The 20,123-nt window shown below is 69.2% G+C and carries 17 protein-coding genes; 5 read left to right on the forward strand and 12 right to left on the reverse strand.

Features of this window, described 5'->3' with window-relative positions; translation table 11 throughout:
• Positions 1–8: 8 nt before the first annotated feature.
• Positions 9–1,214 carry a cysteine desulfurase-like protein gene (locus AB0J62_RS15995; RefSeq protein ID WP_363870300.1) on the reverse strand — a complete coding sequence of 402 codons (1,206 nt, stop codon included), beginning with the start codon at positions 1,212–1,214 and terminating at the stop codon, positions 9–11.
• Positions 1,215–1,335: 121 nt separating this feature from the next.
• Between AB0J62_RS15995 and AB0J62_RS16000 the strand changes: the two genes are divergently transcribed.
• Entirely contained in the window at positions 1,336–2,292 is a 957-nt protein-coding gene (locus tag AB0J62_RS16000) for a DMT family transporter (protein WP_363870303.1), read from the forward strand.
• Here the strand turns inward: AB0J62_RS16000 and AB0J62_RS16005 are convergent, their stop codons facing one another.
• Genes AB0J62_RS16005 through def form a run of 4 tightly spaced genes read right to left on the reverse strand, consistent with a single transcriptional unit; the run spans position 2,293 to position 6,223 of the window.
• The gene (locus tag AB0J62_RS16005) at positions 2,293–3,288 is read right to left on the reverse strand and encodes a DMT family transporter (RefSeq protein WP_363870306.1); all 996 of its coding nucleotides are present in this window, start codon (positions 3,286–3,288) and stop codon (positions 2,293–2,295) included.
• 48 nt (positions 3,289–3,336) lie between these two features.
• Positions 3,337–4,749 (reverse strand): transcription antitermination factor NusB, encoded by a 1,413-nt coding sequence (locus AB0J62_RS16010; protein WP_363870309.1) that lies wholly within the window; start codon positions 4,747–4,749, stop codon positions 3,337–3,339.
• On the reverse strand, positions 4,746–5,678 hold the full coding sequence (gene fmt, locus AB0J62_RS16015) for a methionyl-tRNA formyltransferase (protein ID WP_363870312.1): 933 nt from the start codon (positions 5,676–5,678) through the stop codon (positions 4,746–4,748). Before fmt ends, AB0J62_RS16010 begins: the two co-directional genes overlap by 4 nt.
• The gene (gene def, locus AB0J62_RS16020; RefSeq protein WP_363870315.1) at positions 5,675–6,223 is read right to left on the reverse strand and encodes a peptide deformylase; all 549 of its coding nucleotides are present in this window, start codon (positions 6,221–6,223) and stop codon (positions 5,675–5,677) included. Before def ends, fmt begins: the two co-directional genes overlap by 4 nt.
• A gap of 406 nt (positions 6,224–6,629) precedes the next feature.
• Here def and AB0J62_RS16025 point away from each other — a divergent pair, with 406 nt between their 5' ends.
• Positions 6,630–7,823, forward strand: coding sequence for a C39 family peptidase (locus AB0J62_RS16025; RefSeq protein ID WP_363870318.1), 1,194 nt, complete (start codon positions 6,630–6,632; stop codon positions 7,821–7,823).
• Positions 7,823–8,956 (forward strand): hypothetical protein, encoded by a 1,134-nt coding sequence (locus tag AB0J62_RS16030; RefSeq protein ID WP_363870463.1) that lies wholly within the window; start codon positions 7,823–7,825, stop codon positions 8,954–8,956. The genes AB0J62_RS16025 and AB0J62_RS16030 overlap by 1 nt, the downstream gene beginning before the upstream one ends.
• Before the next feature lie 6 nt (positions 8,957–8,962).
• Here AB0J62_RS16030 and AB0J62_RS16035 read toward each other — a convergent pair whose 3' ends face one another.
• From AB0J62_RS16035 to AB0J62_RS16045, 3 genes are all read right to left on the reverse strand, one after another.
• On the reverse strand, positions 8,963–9,505 hold the full coding sequence (locus AB0J62_RS16035) for a DUF1707 domain-containing protein (RefSeq protein ID WP_363870321.1): 543 nt from the start codon (positions 9,503–9,505) through the stop codon (positions 8,963–8,965).
• 18 nt (positions 9,506–9,523) lie between these two features.
• Complete coding sequence (locus tag AB0J62_RS16040) at positions 9,524–10,132, reverse strand: HAD family phosphatase (protein WP_363870324.1); 609 nt, start codon at positions 10,130–10,132, stop codon at positions 9,524–9,526.
• A gap of 97 nt (positions 10,133–10,229) precedes the next feature.
• Positions 10,230–11,450: an MFS transporter gene (locus tag AB0J62_RS16045; RefSeq protein WP_363870327.1), complete on the reverse strand. Its 1,221-nt coding sequence runs from the start codon at positions 11,448–11,450 to the stop codon at positions 10,230–10,232.
• Positions 11,451–11,515: 65 nt separating this feature from the next.
• On the opposite strand from AB0J62_RS16045, the gene AB0J62_RS16050 reads away from it, so the two are divergent.
• On the forward strand, positions 11,516–12,505 hold the full coding sequence (locus AB0J62_RS16050; RefSeq protein WP_363870330.1) for a winged helix-turn-helix domain-containing protein: 990 nt from the start codon (positions 11,516–11,518) through the stop codon (positions 12,503–12,505).
• Positions 12,506–13,138: 633 nt separating this feature from the next.
• Here the strand turns inward: AB0J62_RS16050 and AB0J62_RS16055 are convergent.
• The 3 genes from AB0J62_RS16055 to AB0J62_RS16065 form a co-directional block, all read right to left on the reverse strand.
• Complete coding sequence (locus AB0J62_RS16055; protein ID WP_363870333.1) at positions 13,139–15,166, reverse strand: primosomal protein N'; 2,028 nt, start codon at positions 15,164–15,166, stop codon at positions 13,139–13,141.
• 96 nt (positions 15,167–15,262) lie between these two features.
• Positions 15,263–16,456 (reverse strand): methionine adenosyltransferase, encoded by a 1,194-nt coding sequence (gene metK, locus AB0J62_RS16060; protein ID WP_363870336.1) that lies wholly within the window; start codon positions 16,454–16,456, stop codon positions 15,263–15,265.
• Positions 16,457–16,642: 186 nt separating this feature from the next.
• Positions 16,643–17,755 (reverse strand): winged helix DNA-binding domain-containing protein, encoded by a 1,113-nt coding sequence (locus AB0J62_RS16065; RefSeq protein WP_363870339.1) that lies wholly within the window; start codon positions 17,753–17,755, stop codon positions 16,643–16,645.
• Between the two features lie 115 nt (positions 17,756–17,870).
• Here AB0J62_RS16065 and AB0J62_RS16070 point away from each other — a divergent pair, with 115 nt between their 5' ends.
• The gene (locus tag AB0J62_RS16070; protein ID WP_363870342.1) at positions 17,871–18,782 is read left to right on the forward strand and encodes a GNAT family N-acetyltransferase; all 912 of its coding nucleotides are present in this window, start codon (positions 17,871–17,873) and stop codon (positions 18,780–18,782) included.
• A 3-nt stretch (positions 18,783–18,785) separates the two neighbouring features.
• Here AB0J62_RS16070 and coaBC read toward each other — a convergent pair whose 3' ends face one another.
• Entirely contained in the window at positions 18,786–20,096 is a 1,311-nt protein-coding gene (gene coaBC, locus AB0J62_RS16075) for a bifunctional phosphopantothenoylcysteine decarboxylase/phosphopantothenate--cysteine ligase CoaBC (protein ID WP_363870345.1), read from the reverse strand.
• Positions 20,097–20,123 lie beyond the last annotated feature (27 nt).

Raw genomic sequence — 20,123 nt, forward strand, 5'->3', positions numbered from 1 at the left:
CACAGACTTTAGTTAGTGCTTCTCGGGCCGGTCAAGGCGGCCACCGCGGCGACGAGACGGTCGACATCCGACTGATCCGTGTACGGCGCGAGGCCCGCGCGGACCGCTCCGGCCGGACCGAGGCCGAGGACACGAGCAGGTTCGTACGCGTAGAACGAGCCGGCCGGAGCGTTCACTCCCGCCTTCGCGAGATGCTCGGCGACGACTGCCGGGCTGTGGCCCTCGAGGTTGAAGAGCAGGGTTGGCGTCCGGTTGGCGGCGTGACCGTAGAGCGTGATGCCGGGGATCGCGGCGAGGCGGGACTCGAGGTCGTCCCGGAGGTTGTCCTCGTGCTCCTCCACCAGCTCGAGGGAGCTGACGAGCCGCTCGCGACGGGTCGCGCCGGTCCCGCCGAGGCCGGCCAGGAAGTCGACGGCCGCGGTCGTGCCGGCCAGCAGTTCGTACGGCAGCGTGCCGAACTCGAAACGCTCCGGTACGACGTTCGACGACGGCATGAGCTTGTCGGGCTTCAACGTCTCGAGCAGCTCCGGCGATGCGGTCAGCGTGCCGAGGTGAGGCCCGAAGAACTTGTACGGCGAGCACACGTAGAAGTCGGCGTACGCGGCGTCGACCGGCACGTGCGCGGTGAGGTGCACGCCGTCGACGTAAATCAGCGCGCCGGCCTCGTGGGCCTGGCCGGCCATTCGCTGCGTATCGGGCCGCGTACCGAGCAGGTTGGAGGCGCCGGTGACCGCGACCAGGCGGGTGCGGTCGGTGAGGACTGGGGCGAGGTCGTCGAGCTCGGAGGTCTCGGGGTCGAACCCGAGCCACTTGATCGTCGCGCCCACGGCCTCGGCGGCCTGCACCCAGGGGCGGACGTTCGCGTCGTGATCGAGCCGCGTGACGATCACCTCGTCACCCTCGGACCAGGACTTGGCGAGCGTGCGCGAGAAGTCGTACGTCAACTGGGTCATGCTGCGACCGAAGACGATGCCCTGCGCGGTCGTCCCGAGCAGGTCGGCCATCGCCTCCCGGGCGCCGACGACGATCTCGTCGGCGCGGCGCTCGGCGGCCGTGAGCTGACCTCGGTTCGCGAGCGCCGACGTCATCGTTCTCGCCACCGCGTCGGCGACGGCCTGCGGCGTCTGCGAACCGCCCGGGCCGTCGAAATGAGCCGCTCCCTCGTCGAGCGCGGGGAACTGCTTCCGGACCGCAACCACCTCGAAGGCACTCATGAGCGTCATCCTCTCTCGCCCCTGACACCTGCCGCTATGTGCTGTCCATTACTCACCGCCAGCTGCCCGAATACGGATAAAAATCTCTGGAATGTCGGTGACGTAGTGCAGGATGTCAGGAGTGAGTACCGTTACGACTCCTGACAAGGCTCCGGTGCGGGCCTGGCTCCCGGTGATGCTGGCCCTGGCCGCGATCTGGGGCTGCAGCTTCCTGTTCATCTCGGTCGGCGTGCGGGAGTTGCCGCCGCTCTACCTGGCGCTCGGGCGGGTGATCGCCGGGTCCGTCGTACTGCTCGCGATCCTGGTCGTGAAGCGCGAGCCGCTGCCCCGCGATCCGCGGCTGTGGGCGCACTCGTTCGTCGCCGGTGCGATCGGCTCGGCGATCCCGTGGACACTGTTCGGGTACGGCGAGGAGCGCATCCCGTCGTTGCTGGCCGGCATCTGGAACGGGATCACCCCGTTGATCGTGCTGCCGATCGCAGTGCTGATCTTCCGCACCGAGGTGTTCTCGGTGCAGCGCGGTGTCGGACTGCTGATCGGATTCACCGGCATGCTCGTCGTCCTCGGCGCGTGGCGGGTCGACAGTGGCGCCGATCTGCTCGGGCAGGGACTGTGCATGCTCGCGGCGGTGTTCTACGGACTCGCGATCCCGTACCAGAAGAAGTTCCTGGCCGGGACGACCCTGTCGGGCACCGCGCTGTCGGCGACCTTGTTGCTCTGCGCAACTGTTCAGTTGGCCATCGTCGCGCCGATCGTGACCCGGCAGGCGCCGCCCGCGCCGTGGTCGTTGTCGATCGAGGTGGTGCTGAGCGTCGTCGCGCTCGGTGCGCTCGGCAGCGGGCTCGCGTTCGTGCTCAACATGCGGAACATCCGGCTGATCGGCGCGAGCCGCTCGTCGATGGTCACGTATCTGATGCCGGTTTTCTCGATCCTGGTCGGCGTGATCGTCCTGCACGAGCACCTCACCTGGTACCAGCCGGTCGGCGGCCTCGTCGTCCTGCTGGGCGTAGCCGTCTCCCAGGGTGTCCTGACGGTTCGGCGCAAGCAGCCGGTCGTCGCGGAGGCGCCCGCGGTGTAGCTACCGTGCGCGGCGGAGGTTGGGGATTGCGGCGGCAGCCACCGCGACGAGGGCGAGCAGGGTGCCGGCGACGACCGGGGTGGTGACCGGCTTGTCGGCGACTGGGACGAAGATGTCGATGAACAGGCTCGCGATGAGCTGACCGGCGATCGTGCCGAGGCCGAGCACGAAGACGCCGACGACCCGGACCACTGCGGCGGCGGCGCTGATGAAGATCACGCCGCAGGCGCCGCCGAAATACAGCCACGGTTCGCTCGGGAGGTGCCGCGGTGCGCCACGGAACGCGAGGTCGACGAGGAAGACGAGCAGCAGGGCCGCGAATCCGACCAGGAAGTTGACGACCCCGGCGGCGACCGCGCCGTACGCATCGGAGGAAGCGGTCCGCGCGACCCGGCCGTTGATGGCCTGCTGTACGGCGGTGCCGACGCCGCCGAGCGCGGGCAGTACTGCGAGCAGCAGGCCGTCGGGGTGACTCAACTGCTCCGATACCGCCAGGGCGACCGCGACGAGAGCGATCATCGCGCCGACGATCCGGATCGGGGTGAGCGGCTGTGGGCCGGCGGGTCCGAAGCCGAGACGGTCGACGACCAGGCTGCTGATCGCCTGCCCTGCCACACCGGCCACCAGGAAGACCGCGACGCCGATGATGGAAACAGTGATCGACTGGGTCGCGACCAGGAAGGCGCCCGCGAGTCCACCGAGGCATTGCCACCAGCGCAGACCGCCGTACCCGCGCATCGGCCTGCGGATCGTGCGCCAGACGTTGCCGAGTCCGCGACGTACAGGCGGCACCACGGCGGTCGCGATCAGCAGGATCAGCAGCCCGGTGCCGAACGAGATCAGTGCCGCCGGGATCCCGTCGCCGAGGATGCCGCCGAGTTCGCCGTTCAGCCGCGACTGCACCGCGACGAGCATGCCGATCCCGAACGCCGAGACGAGGCCGACGAGATGGTGCTGCCGGGTCGAGACGGCGGGAGGCGAGGCGGTTGTTGTCACCTCACCATCATGACCGTCCGGCCAATAGCTGCTGACAGCAGGTCCCCATTACGACCGTCGGATCAGCGCCAGGTACATCGCGTCGGTGCCGTGCAGATGCGGCCAGAGCTGGACGTCGGGGCCGTCTCCCAGATCGGGTACGCCGGGGAAGAGGACTCGTGCGTCTTCGAGGGACGCGTCGTCGCGGCGGCCCAGTACGGCGTCGACGACCGCGCGGGTCTCGTCGGGATGAGGCGAGCAGGTCACGTACGCGACCACGCCGCCCGGACGGACCGAGGTGATCGCGGAGTCGAGCAGCCCCTCCTGGAGCGGACGCAGCTCGACGACGTCTTCCGGCGTACGGCGCCAGCGGGCTTCGGGGCGACGCCTGAGCGCGCCGAGTCCGCTGCAGGGGACGTCGGCCAGCACGCGGTCGAAGGAGCCGGCCGGCCAGGTCGGCTTGGTGCCATCCCCCACGAGAACCTTGTGATTGCCTGGGATCGCGCGCAGGTTCGAACGGACCAGCTCGGCCCGGTGCTTGAGCGGCTCGACGGCGGTCAACTGTCCGTCGCGCTCCTGAACGAGCGCCGCCAGCAGCGCGGACTTGCCGCCCGGTCCCGCACACAGGTCCAGCCAGTTGGCGTCGTCCCCATCAACCTTCGCCGAAGCCAACGCGATGGCCACCAACTGCGACCCCTCGTCCTGCACGCCCGCCCGGCCGGTAGCAACGGCTTCGATCCGCCCCGGATCACCGCCACCGTCCAGCACAGCCCCGTACGGCGACCACCGCGCCGGACTCGCCCCTGCCGCAACCAGCTCGTCAACCTCCGCCAACCCCGGCCGAACAGCAAGCGTCACCCGAGGAGGCTCGTTGTCAGCGACCAGCAACCGCTCCAGTTCGACCGCCTCGTCACCTGGCGGGGCAGCACCTGGTCCGACTGTGAGAGCGCGGTCGAAGGCCTCCACGACCCACCGCGGGTGGGCTTCGGCCATCGCCAGGAAGCCGAGACGATCCTCGTCCGGTGACGGGGCGACGGTGTCGATCCACTGGTCGAGGGAGCGCTGGCTGATTTTGCGGAGTACGGCGTTGACGATGCCGGTGCGCTTCTGGCCGAGCTCGGATCTCGTCAGCGTGACCATCTCGTTCACCGCGGCGTACGAGTCGACTCGCATGTTGAGTAGCTGGTGGGTGCCGAGGCGGAGCAGGTCGAGGAGTTCGGGGTCGAGGTCCGCGAGCGGGCGGGAGACGCTGCGCGCGAGGAATGCGTCGTACGTGCCCTGCCAGCGCAGCGTTCCGTGGACGAGCTCGGTGCCGAACGCCGCATCCCGACCGGACAGGCGTGCATCGCGGAGGGCCTTGTTGAGGGCGAGGTTCGCGTACGCGCCCTCGGCCGTCACCTGCCGGATGACCTGGAAAGCAACCCGCCGGACCCGATCCGGCCGGACCTGCGGTGCACGATTGCGGGGAGAGCGATCAGTCACGCGGACGGACCCAGCCGGTCGTCATCGGTCAGACGGATGCCGCGGGCCCAGTCGGCCGCGGCCATCGGCTTCTTGCCCTGCGGCTGGACCGTGACCAGCTCGACCGCGCGGCTCCCGGTGCCGACCTTCACGCTCGACTTGGTTGCCTGCAGTTCGCCGGGCTTCAGTTCGTCGTCGGTCAGCCGTACGGCGAGCACCTTCAGCCGCTCGCCCCGGAACGTCGTCCACGCGCCCGGCGCCGGGTTGCACCCGCGCACCAGCCGGTCGACCCGCTGCGCCGGCGCGTTCAGATCCAGCTCGGCGTCCTCGACCGTGATCTTCGGCGCGAGCGTCACGCCGTCGGCCGGCTGCTCCCGAGCCTCGAGTACGCCGGCCTCGATACCGTCCAACGTGTCGACCAAAAGCTTCGACCCCGACACAGCCAGCCGGTGCAACAGATCACCCGAGGTGTCCGAAGGGCCGATCGGCTCGGTCAGTACGCCGTACACCGGTCCCGCATCGAGCGCCTTCACGATCCGGAACGTGCTTGCTCCGGTGACGTCGTCGCCCGCGATGATCGAGTGCTGCACCGGCGCGGCGCCACGCCACGCGGGCAGCACCGAGAAGTGCAGGTTGATCCAGCCGTACCGCGGGATGTCGAGCGCGGCTTGCGGCAGCAGACCGCCGTACGCGACGACCGGGCAGGCGTCCGGCGCGATCTCCCGCAGCCGGGCCAGGAAGTCCGGGTCGCTCGGCTTGACCGGCTTCAGGATCTCGACCCCGCCGAGCTCTTCGGCGTACTGCGCGACCGGCGAGGCGACGAGCTTCCGCCCGCGGCCCGCCGGTGCATCCGGGCGGGTGACGACGCCGACGAGTTCGTGGCGGCTGGCAACGATCGCCTCGAGCGCGATGACGGCTGGTTCCGGCGTACCGGCGAAGACGACTCTCACAGACCAAATCCGTTCGTGGGGTGGGGCGAGAGCTTGAGCTGGGGCGGGCCGCCCAGGCCGGACCAGTCGGCTTCGCGGATCGCCTTCATCGCCTGTTTGCGGGTCTCCCGGTCGAGGCGGTCGACGAACAGGATGCCGTCCAGGTGGTCGGTCTCGTGCTGGATGCAGCGGGCGAGCAGGTCCGAGCCCTCGATCACCACCGGGTCGCCGTACATGTTGAAGCCCTTGGCGATGACCGACTGGGCGCGGCGGCAGTCGAAGGTCAGACCGGGGATCGACAGGCAGCCCTCGGGGCCGAACTGTTCGTCGGCCGAGAGCGACAGCTCGGGGTTGATCAGGTGCCCGAGCTCGCCCTCGACGTGGTACGTGAACACTCGCAGCCCGACGCCGATCTGCGGCGCGGCCAGGCCGGATCCGGGGGCCGCCTGCATGGTGTCGGTGAGGTCCGCGACCAGGCGGCGCAGCTCGGCGTCGAAGTCGACGACCGGCTCGGCCTTGGTGATCAGCACGGGGTCGCCGAACAGGCGGATGGGTTGGACCGACACAGACTCTCCACACGGGTTCCACGAGGCAGGCACGAGGCAGGACTGCGCAAGTCTAGTTGGCTCGTGGAGTGGCTTCAGGACGGGAGGCCCCTCCCGTTTGTTGCCACAAGCACGTACTGTGGTCCCAGGCTTACCCTCAGTCACTGCCGTCACACGCCGCTCGGGAGACCCAATGCTCACTGCAGCACGGGGGGCAACTCTGATCCTCCTGGGTGCACTGCTTGCGCAGGCACCCCTCACTGCCCAGGCCTACCAACCCCGCGAGCCCGAGTACTCCGGGCCGCCCAGCACGACCGCTACCCCTACCTCGACGCCCATTGCTGCACCTACCTCGACGCCCACCGTCGAACCGACCGCGACGCCAGCGACTGCCGCACCGACCGCCGCGCCGACAGCGAGTCAGCCGGTGGACGAGCCGGTGGCGCGGTCGTGGAGCGAGGTGGTCAAGCAGGTGACCCAGACGTCGCCGGGTGATCTGCAGGTGCGGTCGGCGGACAAGACCGAGCAGGCCGAGTCCATGCTCAGGTGCTTCAAGCTCGACACCGAGAACTACTGCCTCGGCCTCGGCTTCGTCGACAAACTCCCGACGGGTGCACAGCTGCAGTCGCTCGTGAGCCCGCCGACCCTGCGCGCGGCGGACGCGGCCGGAGTCGAGCAGGACATCCCGACCGGTGACCTCACCCCAGCCGATTTCGTCGCCCAGCGCGCCGCGATGCCCAAGAGCACCCGGGTCGCCGCCGAGCTGGACGAGATGCAAGCGGCCTGGAACGGCCGCGAAAAAGCCCGCGAACTCCGCGAACTGGTCGCCGCCCAAACACCCCAGGGCTCGGGCGGCTCGCCTGCGGCGAGCGAGGAAGGCGTGGGTGAGGCGGCCGGTGGGCCGAGCCGCGAGGCAGCACCCACGGCGGACGGGGTGACGACTGCCCCGAGACCTACGGCGACACCTACGGCGACGCCGACTGTCACGCCGACTGTTGTTCCTACTCGGACTGCTCCGACGGTCGCGCCGTCCAAGCCGGTGCCGCCGCAGACGCCGGCTGCTCCGGTGAAGACGCCGGCTTCGGCGTACATCATGAAGGGTTTCCAGACCTCGCAGGAGAAGGGGTACTGGTGTGGACCGGCGACGTTCCAGTCGATCGACTGGGCCGACGACAACCAGAAGGACACCCAGGCGTCCTGGGCGAAGGATCTCGGGTCGACCACGGGCGGTACGGCGATCTCCGCGATGGTGAAGCAGACCAACGTGAAGACCGCCTGGCCGAAGTCCGCGGGCACGTACGTCGTGCAGAACGTCTCGGACTGGAACGCGCAGACGTTCTTCACCGTCCACCAGAAGCACCTCGGCGTGTACAAGGCCCCGGTGATCGAGCACGTGCAGCTGCTGAAGCGGTACTTCCCGTACCTCGCCTTCAACCACAGCGGGCACTACCAGGTCGGCCGCGGCTACGACAAGGCGAACGGCACGATCGCGATCTTCGAGGTGTTCAACGAGCGCCGGTTCAACAGCCGCGGCAACGTCACCGACGGCCCGCGGAACATCCCGGCGAGCGCACTGTTCAACGCCACCCTGGCCAACTCCTTCCAGAACATCGGGCTGTGATGCGTCGCCGTACGGTTGCCGCAGGCACCCTTCTCGTCCTGGCTCTGGCCGGCTGCTCGTCAACCACGCCGACCACCGCGCCTACACAAACGCCAGCTCCCACCCCAACGCCGAAGCCGTCGGTCACCCCGACCCGGCCGACGGACAGCGGTACGGCGATCCCGGTCTGGGCGAAGGTCCTGCGGCAACCGGTCGACGGCCAGCACCTCGTCACCCAGCAGCACAAGTACGTCGTCACACGCGGAAGCGACGAGGCCGGTACGACGACGATCACCGACCGCAGCAGCAGAAAGGTCGTCGTCCGCCACGTCCCGGCGACCGGTTTCGTTGCCCAGTCCCCCGTTGTCATCGACGACCGCTGGGCCCTGATCGAGGACATCCGCTCGGACGGCCCGGACCCGCAGATCAAAGTCGTCCGCTACGACCTCACGACCGGCAAGGCCACCACACCCGCCGGACTCCCACCGGTCTCCGAACCCGAGATCGGCGCGTACAACGGCACGTTCGCCTTCAGCTCTACCGACGCGAAGAACCGCTCCTGCCTGATCGTCGCCGAGCTTGCCACCCTGAAGACGCGCGCAGTGACCTGCGTCGACGCCCCCGGGTACGTCGCCGATCCGGTCGTCTCCGCCGACACTGTCACGTTCAGCGAGATCATCGCCCCGGAGACCGCCCGCCGCTGCAAACGCATCCTCTCCGCTCCCCTGACCAGCGGCCTGGCGAAACCGGTGCCCGCAGCAACCAACTGCATCCAGTGGAGCGGCGCGACCATCGGCGGCGCAACGGTGTGGTCCGAGGTCGCCGCCGCGGACCCCGACCAGTACCAGAGCAAGGCGTACGTCCGCGAGTCCGGCGACTCCCCGGCCCGCTCGCTCGGCACCGTCGTCACCGACACGATCATTGCCTGCGGCAACTGGATTCTCTGGGAGGTCCGCACCGTCAGCCCGGCCGGCGAGGAGACCTACCAGATCAACCGCTGGCGTCCCGATCTCACCACCCCGCAACGGATGTACGCCGCCAGACCCGGCGTCGCGCTCACCCCGATGACGTGTCAGGACGACACGGTGTACGTCGAAGCGGCGTACCTCGCGAGCACGCCGACGTACACCGAAACAATCTCGGCAGCAGTCTGAACGCGGCTACCAGCGCGCGTGCCAGATCCGCACCCTGCCGAACCCGACCGCACCGGTGATCCGGATCCGTGGCCCGGTGCCGGTCGACCCGCGCGGCGGCTTGTACTGCGAGTCCTTCCAGGTGGTGTGCAGACCCTCGAGCTCGACGATCGCATTGCGCGGCACCCGGATCTTCGCGCCGCCGGTGCCGAGCTTGAGCTCGATGTCGACCTCGGGGTGCTCAAAGATCGCCCGGGTCAGATCGAGCCGGACACGGCCGAACGCGGAATGCACCTTCAGCGTCCGCGGCACCCGCCAGACGCCGGCGCGCACGATCCGCCCGGACGCCGCGCCGATGGTCGCCGAGCGGCCCGGGTCCGGTGCCGGCAGCGATGCCAGAGCCCGCTGGATGTCCTGCCGGGTCCTGGCACTGAGCACCTGGTCGAGCCGCGCGTCCATCTCCTCATGCGTGAGGATCCCGGCCGTGTAAGCCTCCTGCACACGTCGCACGGCGGTGTCGCGATCCACGTCCCCGATCGCGGGCGAGCGGTCTCCAGGTACGGACGTCACCAAACCACTGTAGTACCGCTACACGGCCAGACCGCGGGCCCGGAGTTGCGCGCGGAGGTCGGCGGCACCGGTGAAGACTTCGGCGTCGAGACCGACCGCGCGAGCACCGTCGACGTTGTACGCCATATCGTCGGTGTAGAAGGTGCGCGCCGGGTCCAGATCGAAGCGGTCGATGAGGATCCGGTAGATCTTCTCGTCGGGCTTCACGGTCTGCTCGATGCCCGAGACGACCTCCCCGTCGAACTGCGTGAGGATCGGGAACGCGTCCTTCGCGATCTCCCACTTCTCACCGGAGAAGTTCGTCAGCGCGTACGTCGGCAGGCCCAGCGCCCTGATCTCGGTGAGCACCGCGGCGGTGTCCTCGAACACGCCCCTGACCATCTTCAGCCAGCCGGTGTCGTACGCCTCGATCCACTCGGCGTGCTCCGGGTGCAGACTCGTCAGCTCCGCAACGGCCTCGGCCCACGTGCGGCCCTCGTCCTGCTTGTGGTTCCAGGCCGGCGTGGCCACGTTGGTCAGGAAGTGCGACCGCTGTTCCTCGTCGGGAATCAGGTCGGCGTAGAGGTAGTTGGGGCTCCAGTCCAGCAGCACCCCACCGATGTCGAACACCACCGCGTCGATCGTCATGTCCTCAACCCTACGAGACCGGACGAGACCAGACGAGAATGGCGCGGCCGTCCTTTGTGGGTCGCGGTCGTCGTCGTGACGGTCGCGACCGCTCACCTCATGCGGTCGCCTCAGTTGCTGCGTTCTGGTCGGCGCGGGCGTGAAGCGCCGGCGCCAGCCAGTACTGGCCGATGAAGATCAGCACACCGAGTACGGCGCAGCCGAGCCAGGTGACGGTGGGGCCCAGGTACTCGAGGGCATTCGTGCCTGCCAACGGACCGATCACGGTGCCGACGCCGAACGCCATCCCGGACAGACCCATATAGCGGCCGCGCAGGTCGATCGGCGCGAGGTCGGCGAACACTGCGCCGATCACGGCGGCGAACCCGATCTCCCCGATCGTCCACACCACCACCGACATCGCGTAGCCCCACCAGCTGTGCACGACCGCACCGACGCCGAAGCCGAGCCCGACGACCAGCATCGAGGCCGCGAGCAGTTTCGGCCGGTCGAGCTTGACGAACCACCTGCCGAGGAACGGTTGGACGAGCACGATCACGACACCGTTGAGCGCGATCACCAGACCGTACGTGCGGGACGAGAGGCCGTCGTCCGACATCGCCAGCGGCAGGGTCGAGTAGCCCTGCATGTAGATGGTCGCGTAGCCGATCTGGATCAGGATCATCAGCAGGAACACGGTGTCGCGTACGACGACCGGCAGCAGCGCCCGGCGTACCGAGTCTTCCTCAGGGGCCGGGCGGCTTTCCGGCACCATCGTCCAGATGACCAGGCCGGCGATCACCGACGTGGCGGCGTTCACCCAGAACAGCAGGCCGTAGCCGAACGACGCGAGGACACCCGCGCTGACGGTCGAGACGGAGAAGCCGAGGTTGATCGCCCAGAACAGCAGGCCGTACGCACGGACCCGCTCGGTCGGCTGCAGCAGGTCCGCGACCGTCGCCTGGACAGCCGGGCGGAACAGGTCGCTGAGCAGGCCGACCAGGAAGGCGGTCACCCAGATCAGCGCCATCGAACGAGCGGATCCGAGCAGGATCAGCGCGGCTCCGGTGCCGAAGAAGCAGATCAGCATCGTCACCCGGCGGCCGGCCCGGTCGGCCAGCCAGCCGCCGACGAGTTGCGCGCACACGGACCCGGCGCCGACCGCCGCCGCCACCGCTCCCGCCGTACCGGCCGAGAGGTGGCGGTCGTGGGTCAGGTACAGGACCAGGAACGGTTGCACGAAGCTGCCGAGCCGGTTGACCAGCTGGCACACCCACAGCGCCCAGAACGCCCGCGGCAGGGCGGTCGGGGCGGCGGTGTCGATGGCGACTGCACTCATGGGATCAACTCTCGGGTCGATGCCGGCCGTTGTCGATGATTAGGGTGAGGACTAATCTTGGCCGGGTGATCACGATCAGGCTGAACGCCGGCGATGTCGGGCGGATCCGGTTCGCGCTATCGCCGGTGTGGGAAACGATGACGAGTGTGCGGGCGCTGAGCAACAACACCGCGCAGAGCGTGCACGGTCCGTGGCTGCAGAAGGTCCGGCCGACGATCGCGGGTGACGACCTGACGTTGCTCAGGGCCCTTATCCCGCCGTACGGCTATATCCCTGATTTCATGACGCCCGCGCCGCCGCGGCGGTCGACAAGTTTCGAGTCCGGCCTGGCCGCGATCGCCGCGACACCGCACGAGATCGTGACCGACGAGCTCGGGAGGCTGCATCACGACACTCCGCACCCGCTGCTGCCGGAACTGATCGCGAATCCGGCGAAGGCGCTCGAGCTGATCACGTCAGCGCTGGAGACGTACTGGCGCCGGGCGATCGAGCCCGAGTGGCGGCGGATGCGGTCGCTGCTGCAGGAGGACCTCGCGTTCCGGCTCGACGAGCTGGCGAGCGGCGGGATCGAGCGGCTGTTCCGCAACCTGCACCCGTCGATCAGCTACCGCGGCGATCGTGTCGAGATCGACCGCCCGTACACCTGCGACGGCGAGCCGATGGCCGGGCAGGGCCTGCTCCTCGTACCGTGCGTGTTCACCTGGCCTGCCGGTCTGGCGGTGACGGGCGCGCCGCACGTGCCGACGATCACCTATCCCCCGCGCGGTCTCGGCCGCCTGTGGGAGGACCGCCAGGACACGACGGACTCACCCCTGGCAGACCTCGTCGGCCGCACCCGCGCCGCGATCGTCAGCCACTTGGACCTACCGATGTCCACCACCCACCTCGCCCACCAGCTGGGCGTCTCGGCCCCGACCTTGAGCGTCCACCTGAGCATCCTCCGCAACGCCGGCGTAGTCACCTCCCACCGCGACGGGCGCACCGTCCTCTACCACCGCACTCCCCTGGGCCACCAGTTGCTCGCCGCCGCAACGCCCCTCGCAACCTCCGCTTGAGCGTGACGCCCGACGCCGCCCCTGCCCTTCCTGCTTGAGCGTATCCGTCCGGGGCATGGAGGTCGGGTGGTTATCCACAGGTCGCCGCTGACGGGGTCGCCGGCGGCGGAAGTGCCGGGTTGCGGAAGTGCCGGGTTGCGGGAGTGCCGGGTTGCGGGAGTGCCGGGTTGCGGGAGTGCCGGGTTGCGGGAGTGCCGGGTTGCGGGAGTGCCGGGTTGCGGAAGTGCCGGGTTGCGGGAGTCCCGGGCGGCGGGTTGCTTGACGGCTGGCATGTTGTATCCGGTCAGCGGACCAACAAGCCGCTACCGGTGCTCCGGCAGCTGGAGCGTAGCCGACATGTGTGTGGTGGCGAGCTGGGCCGGCTCGTGTCCGGTGGTGCGGATCCGCATCACTGACCAAACCCGCCCGGCGGGTCTTCGCCGGCCGAGGCATGAGCGTTCCTGCTTGGGGCGGTGTGCGCTTGATCAGTGGCTCAGGTCCGCCCTCGCCGGAGCGGGCGGCCACCTTTGTGCACCAGATGGTCAGCGTCGGGCGGCGAAAGTGCGTATCCGGTGCACAAGGTGGACCAAGGGCCGAGCGCGGGCCCTGGCAGGAGGTAGGGCGAGACCGAGGTGGGCGACATGGGAGTCGGAGTCAGCCGAAGCTGGGTGGGTCTACCTGGATTCGGACTGTGCCGGGGTTTTTCTTGGTGGTGCGGGCTGATTGGGATTCTTTGAGGGAGCGGACCAGGGTTGCGCCGTGTTGGCGGGGGGTGCGGACTACGGCTCGGACGGTTTCTTCGTCGAGGTCTACGGGGCCTAGGACCTCTAGGCCCGCGGATGGTGGGACGAGGTCTCGGAGGCGGGTGATGAGGTCGTTGACGGACTCCGAGGGGCCGGTCAGTTCGGCCAGTTTGGCGGCGGGTGCCAGGCGGGCGCTGCGGCGTTCCTCGATCTCGCGGGTCGCGTAGCCCTCGGGGCTCCAGCGGACGATTGCCTGGAGTGGAAGGGCGGACGGGTCGCCGACGAGGATCACGGTGCCGCCGTCGCGGGCCGATCGGACCAGGGCGGCCGCGTTGAACCATCGGCGTACGGCTTCTTCCGGAGCTCGCAGGTCGGGGCGGGCGAGCATGAGCCAGGTATCGAGCAGGACGGCCGCGGCGTACCCGCCCTCGGCGACCGGCTCGGCCCCCGGCGTGCTGACGATCAGCGCCGGCGCATCGGACACGACATCGAGCATGTTGTCGCCGCCCGACGTACGCACCACGACGCCAGGAAACGCCCGCCCCAACTCCTCCGCAGTACGACGAGCGCCGATGATCGCGGCACGCATCCGGGTGTCGCCGCACTCCGGGCACCGGTGGTCGACCGCCGGACGCCCGCACACACTGCAGCTCGCCGGCCCGGATCCGCCCGTACGACGCAGCGTCCCGCCACACGTCGAACACCGCGACGGCGCCCGGCACGTCTGGCACACGAGGCTCGGTAGATATCCGGCCCGCGGCACCTGCACGAGCACCGGCCCCGACCGCAAACCGTCGCGCGCGATCTCGAAGACCCGGTGAGGCAACCGCGCCGCCCGCGCGCTCGGATCACGGGCCAGCTCGATATCCGACTCGCCCGCGATGTGCACCGACGGCGCCGCCGCGCGGATCACCTTCCGGTCCGCGATCAGCTCGTGCGCGAACCCGGACTCGATCAACGCCGCCGCCTCGGCGGACCGCGCGAACCCGCCGAGCAAGGCCGCACAGTTCTGCCGGAACGCGCGCAGCAGCAGGACTTCACGCGCATGCGGGTACGGCGCGCGCGGCTCGGCGTACGACTCGTCGCCGTCGTCCCACATCGCCACCAACCCGAGGTCCGCCACCGGAGCGAACGCCGCCGCCCGCGTGCCGATCACAACGCGCGCGCATCCGCGGACCGCCGCGAGGAAGGCGCGATACCGAGCTGTCGGGCCGAGGTCGGCCGAGAGCGTGACGAAGCCGGACGGGCCGAGGACGGCTTCGCAGGCAGCCGCGAGTCGCTCGAGGTCGCGCGCATCGGGGGCAAGCAGCAATGCACCCTTACCGGATGCAGCGCAGACAGCCGCGGCCTGCGCGAACGCCAACGCCCAGTCAGCCCCCGGCACGGCGGTCCACACCGCCCGCGGCGCCTCTCCCCGCGCGATCGCATCGAGAAAACCAGGCGGGTACGGCGACCACTCGGACCGCGACGTGGAGACCGGCGGACGCGTTGGCTGATCGCAGCGCAGCGGCTCCGCTTCCACCTTCGCGTGCCTCGGCGGAACCGCCAGCCGCGTGACATCCGCGAGCACCCCGGCGTACCGATCGGCGACCGCGCGACACAGGTCGGCGACCTCCGGCGTCAGCACCCGCTCGGGCGAGACGACCTTGCGCAACCTCATCAGCTTGCCGTCGTGATCCGACTCCGCAAGCCGCTCCAGCATGAACCCGTCCAGGTCCTTACCGGCAAAGCGAACCTTCACCCGGGCGCCCGGCTGAGCCGCCTCAGCCATGTCCTCCGGGACGAGATAGTCGAACGGCCGGTCCAGATGCGGGAGGGAGACATCGACCGCGATCCGTGCCACCGGCAACGTCCCGGTGATCTCGGCCGGCGCTTTGGTCCGGGATTTGCGCACGGCGTCCCGCAGCAGCGTGAGTTGCTCCGGCGAGTCCGATGTCACCGGGAAATGCTAGTCGCAGGGGACGACAGTGCGGTGATGCACTGCCGTCCCCTGTGGACAACTACTTGGACAACTACCTGACAACTACTTGGACAACTACTTGTTGACCGCGGCCTTCAGGGCCTCGACGCGGTCGGTGCGCTCCCAGGTGAAGTCCTCGCCGGTACGCCCGAAGTGACCGTTGCGGGCGGTCTGGGCGTAGATCGGGCGGAGCAGCTCCAGGTCGCGGATGATCGCGGCCGGCCGCAGGTCGAAGACCTCACGGGCCGCGTCAGCGATCTTGCTCACCGGCACCTTCTCGGTCCCGAACGTGTCGACGTAGAAGCCGACCGGCGCGGCCTTGCCGATCGCGTACGCGACCTGGCACTCGACCCGGTCCGCGAGCCCCGCGGCGACGATGTTCTTCGCCACCCAGCGCATCGCGTACGCCGCCGACCGGTCCACCTTGGACGGGTCCTTGCCGGAGAACGCGCCACCGCCGTGCCGCGCCATTCCGCCGTACGTGTCGATGATGATCTTCCGCCCGGTCAGCCCGGCGTCGCCCATCGGGCCGCCGATCTCGAACCGGCCGGTCGGGTTGACCAGCAGCTTGTAGTCGGTCGAGTCGATGTCGAACTGCTCGAGCACCGGGTCGACGACGTGCTTCTTGATGTCCGGGGTCAGCATCGACTCCAGGTTGATGTCCGCCGCGTGCTGGCTGGACACCACCACGGTGTCGATCCGGATCGCCTTGTCACCGTCGTACTCGACCGTGACCTGGGTCTTGCCGTCGGGCCGCAGGTACGCCAGCGTGCCGTTCTTGCGGACCTCGGACAACCGCTCGGACAGCCGGTGCGCGATCGTGATCGGCAGCGGCATCAGCTCCGGCGTCTCGTTGGACGCGTAGCCGAACATCAGTCCCTGGTCGCCTGCCCCCTGCAGGTCCAGCGCGTCCTCCGACGCGGCCGAACGCGTCTCGTACGCCGTGTCGACACCCTGCGCGATGTCCGGCGACTGGCTGCCGATGGCGACCTGCACCCCACAGGACGCGCCGTCGAAGCCCTTCAAGGACGAGTCGTAGCCGATCTCCAGGATGCGCGATCGCACGATCCCCGGGATATCGACGTACGCCGTCGTGGTGACCTCGCCCGCAACGACGACCAGACCCGTGGTGATCAGGGTCTCGACCGCCACGCGGCTCTTCGGGTCCTCGGCCAGCAACGCGTCGAGGATGGAGTCGCTGATCTGGTCAGCGATCTTGTCCGGGTGACCTTCGGTCACGGACTCGGACGTGAAAAGGCGCCTCGCCACAGTTCTCCCTCGGATTCCTCTCGTGCCGCACGATTGTTCCCCACACTCGCACGGTCCCCCCATGCACCGACGGTTGGCGATGCATCTTGGGCAGTATGCCAGCAGTTTCCACCGGAATCCCGGTAACGCTCCGAATTCATCCAGCATACGGGATTGCTGATCATATTCTGGACATCGGTACCGGTTTCACGCGTGAGCGCCGACCGTCACGTCGCCGAGTGTGAGCGATGGCGCACCACCGAGGATCGCTCCCAGCCGTTCCACCTCGGCGTCGAGGAGTTTGCGGCGGCGACGGTTCAGCGGGGTGAGTGCCTCCACCGTGATGTGAAGGGTGCGGCCGGACTTCTTCTGGTGCCAGACGCCCGCGACGATGCCGTCGATGAGCAGCAGGGGGTAGTTGCCGGCCTGTCCGCGAGCGGTCGCCCGGTCGAAGGCCTTGCCGGGGAAGAGCAACTCTCTCGGGTAGCTGCCGACGCCGTACGCATCGAAGTACGGCAGCAACTTCACACCGTCCACCTGCTCGTCCGGGAAGTCACCGTCACCCGGGGCATACCATACGGTATGGTCTGCCAGCGTCGCCTGCGGCAGGTCCTCGAAGTACGGCTTCACGAACGTCGGCGTGGTCTTGAGCCAGCGCGCGAACTGCTGCGGGGTCGCCGGTCCGTACGAGTACAGGTAGCGGTGCAACAGCTCGGTCAGAGCCTTCTCGGCCGGGAGTGGTTCGAACGGGCGGAGGCGATGCGGGTTCGCATACGTCATCAGCCGGCCGCGCATCGGGCCGTGGCAGAGTACGCCGGCGTTCGCCGCAAGCGAGGTCGCCTGCCGCCAACGGGCCCAGGCCCCCTGGAAAGCCGGGATCGTCGGCTCCCGTGCCCAGGCGCCGGTCCGCCGTACGACTTGTTCGGTCAGCTCGTCGACGGTCAGATCGTCGTCCGCGAGCGCTTCACCGATGGCGACGATCACCTGGTCGATCTCTTCCTGCGACATCCTGATCGGATCAGGCTGGCTGCCGACCGACGGCAGTGCCGACAACGCCCCGGTCCACATCGGCAGATCCTCGAGCGGCAACAGATGCACGGTCCCCCGCGGCCCGAACGTCTTCACCAGCTCTTCGTCCTGCTGCACCGTTCGGCGAGTCGCCCCCGCGACCCGCATCGCCACCGACATCTCCCCCGCCGTCGCGATCTGCGCATGCGCCCCACACATCGCCCGCACGGCCTCAACCGGCGTACCGAACGCCTCCACCAATCCGTGCCGCCGCGTCCGCCGCGCAACCACGGCCTCCCAGGTGATCTCCATACCAGAACCCTAGGCATCGAAGAGGACAACTCCTGACCTCTATCTATCGGTCGGCTCACGGCGGACAACGGAAAAGGGTGCGCGGTCCGGGGGCTGAGTGCGGCAGGGTGAGCTCATGACGACGACTATCCGGACGGCAATCACCGACGCCGACTACGAAGCCTGGCGTGCGGTGCGGATCGCGGTCCTGCCGTACGAGCGCTGCCCCAGCGTCGCCGAGATGCGCGAGCTCGATCGCCCCGGCCGGTTGACGCTGCTCGCGGAGATCGACGGCACAGTGGTCGGTAGCGGGCTGGCGGACCGTTCGGGCGACGGCCAACGGGCGTCGCTGATGCCGCGCGTCCACCCGGACCACCGCCGCCGCGGCGTGGGCACGGAACTCCTGCGAGCGCTCGCCGACCACGGCCTTGCGCAGGGGTACGACATGGCGGGGACGAACGTCGACGACGAGGGGTCCCGGCTCTTCGCCGAGCGCTTCGGTTTCAAGGAAGCCAACCGCGAGGTCGAACAGGTGCGGCCGATCGGCGACGAGCCGTGGCCGGCCGCGCCGACCGAGTACGAGATCGTCTCGGTCGCCGAACGCCCGGAGTTGTGGACGGCGGCCTATCACCAGGTCGCGGTCCCGACCATTCCGGACATGGATCACTCGGCGGCCCTGCAGGTCTCGCTGTCCGACTGGGAGAAGGAGTGGATCAACGACCCGGCCGCCATGTTCGTGGCCGTCGCCGGTGACGAGGTGATCGGCGTGGCGGGCCTCAAGCTCGATTCCGATCGCCCGGAGCGTGCTGAGGTCGGCTACACCGCCGTACGCCGGGAGTGGCGCGGCAAATCGGTCGCCTCGACCCTCAAACGCACCAGCATGGCGTGGGCCGCCGACCACGGAATCACCGAGATCTACACCTGGACGCAGCGCGGCAACGAGTCGATGCGCCGCCTGAACGAACACCTCGGCTTCACCTACGGCATCGTCAGCCTCACGATGCGGGCGCCGCTGCCGCTGACCGAACAGCCCTCAGAAGCCCGGTGACACCTAGGTCCAGTGGGTCGCGACCAGGTTCCAGATGACGCCGGCCAGGGCGTCCTTGCTGCCGGAGGGGACGGGGAGGGCGTTGCCTTCGCGGTCGACGATTACGGCCTCGTTCAGGTCGCTGCCGAAGACCTTGCCGCCGGAGACGTCGTTGATGACGAGGAGGTCGCAGCCCTTGCGTTCCAGCTTGGCGCGGCCGAGCTCCAGGACGGTGTGGTCGGCGTCGCCGGTCTCTGCCGCGAAGCCGACGATGACCTGGCCGGCGCGGGCGCGGTCGTGGGAGATGGTCTGCAGGATGTCCGGGTTCTGCACCAGGTTGACGGCGGGCACGGCGCCGTCGGCGGTCTTCTTGATCTTGTGCTCGGCGACGTCGGCGGGTCGGAAGTCTGCGGGTGCTGCCGCCATCACGATCGCGTCCGCGTCACCCGCGCGGCCGGTGATCTCGTCGTACAGATCGCGTGTCGAGACAACCGGAACGACCTGCACGCCGGCGGGATCGGGCAGCTCGGAGTTCGCTGCGACGAGGGTGACCTTGGCGCCGCGCGCGGCGGCGATCCGCGCGAGCGCGTAGCCCTGCTTGCCGGACGAGGAGTTGCCCAGGTACCGCACCGGGTCGAGGTGCTCGCGCGTGCCGCCCGCGCTGACCAGAACATGCTTGCCGGTGAGATCGGCGACCGACTGCCCGGCGGCGCGGGCCGCCTCGTCGGCGAGCATCAGCTGGCTGATCGCGAAGATCTCCGACGGCTCGGGCAGCCGTCCGCGGCCGGTGTCGGCACCGGTCAGCCGGCCGACCGCCGGGTCGAGAACCGTGATGCCGCGAGAACGCAAGACAGCGACATTCGCCTGGGTGGCCGGGTGTTCCCACATCTCGGTGTGCATCGCTGCCGCGAACAGGATCGGGCAGCGTGCGGTGAGCAGGGTGTTCGTCAGCAGGTCGTCGGCCAGCCCGTGGGCGGCCTTGGCGATCAGATTCGCGGTCGCGGGCGCGACCACGACCAGCTCAGCCGCCTTGCCGATCCGGACGTGCGGCACTTCCTCGACGTGGTCGAACGGGTCGGCCGTCACCGGCTTCCCGGACAGCGCCGCCCAGGTCGCGGCGCCGACGAACTCCAGCGCGGCCGCGGTCGGCACCACTCGCACGCTGTGCCCGGACTCGGTCAGCCGCCGGAGCAGATCACAGACCTTGTACGCCGCGATGCCGCCGCCGACGCCCAGCACCACGTTGGGCTTGTGCTTGACGGGCGGCGCGGGAACGACAGAGTCCCCCGGGACAGCTGTGGTCCCAGGGGTTTGCACTTCACCGGATCCGGACATCAGCTGACCCCGTTCCCGGTCGTCATT

Origin of the sequence: Kribbella sp. NPDC049584 (genome assembly GCF_040675555.1) — a bacterium.
Taxonomy (GTDB): Bacteria; Actinomycetota; Actinomycetes; order Propionibacteriales; family Kribbellaceae; genus Kribbella.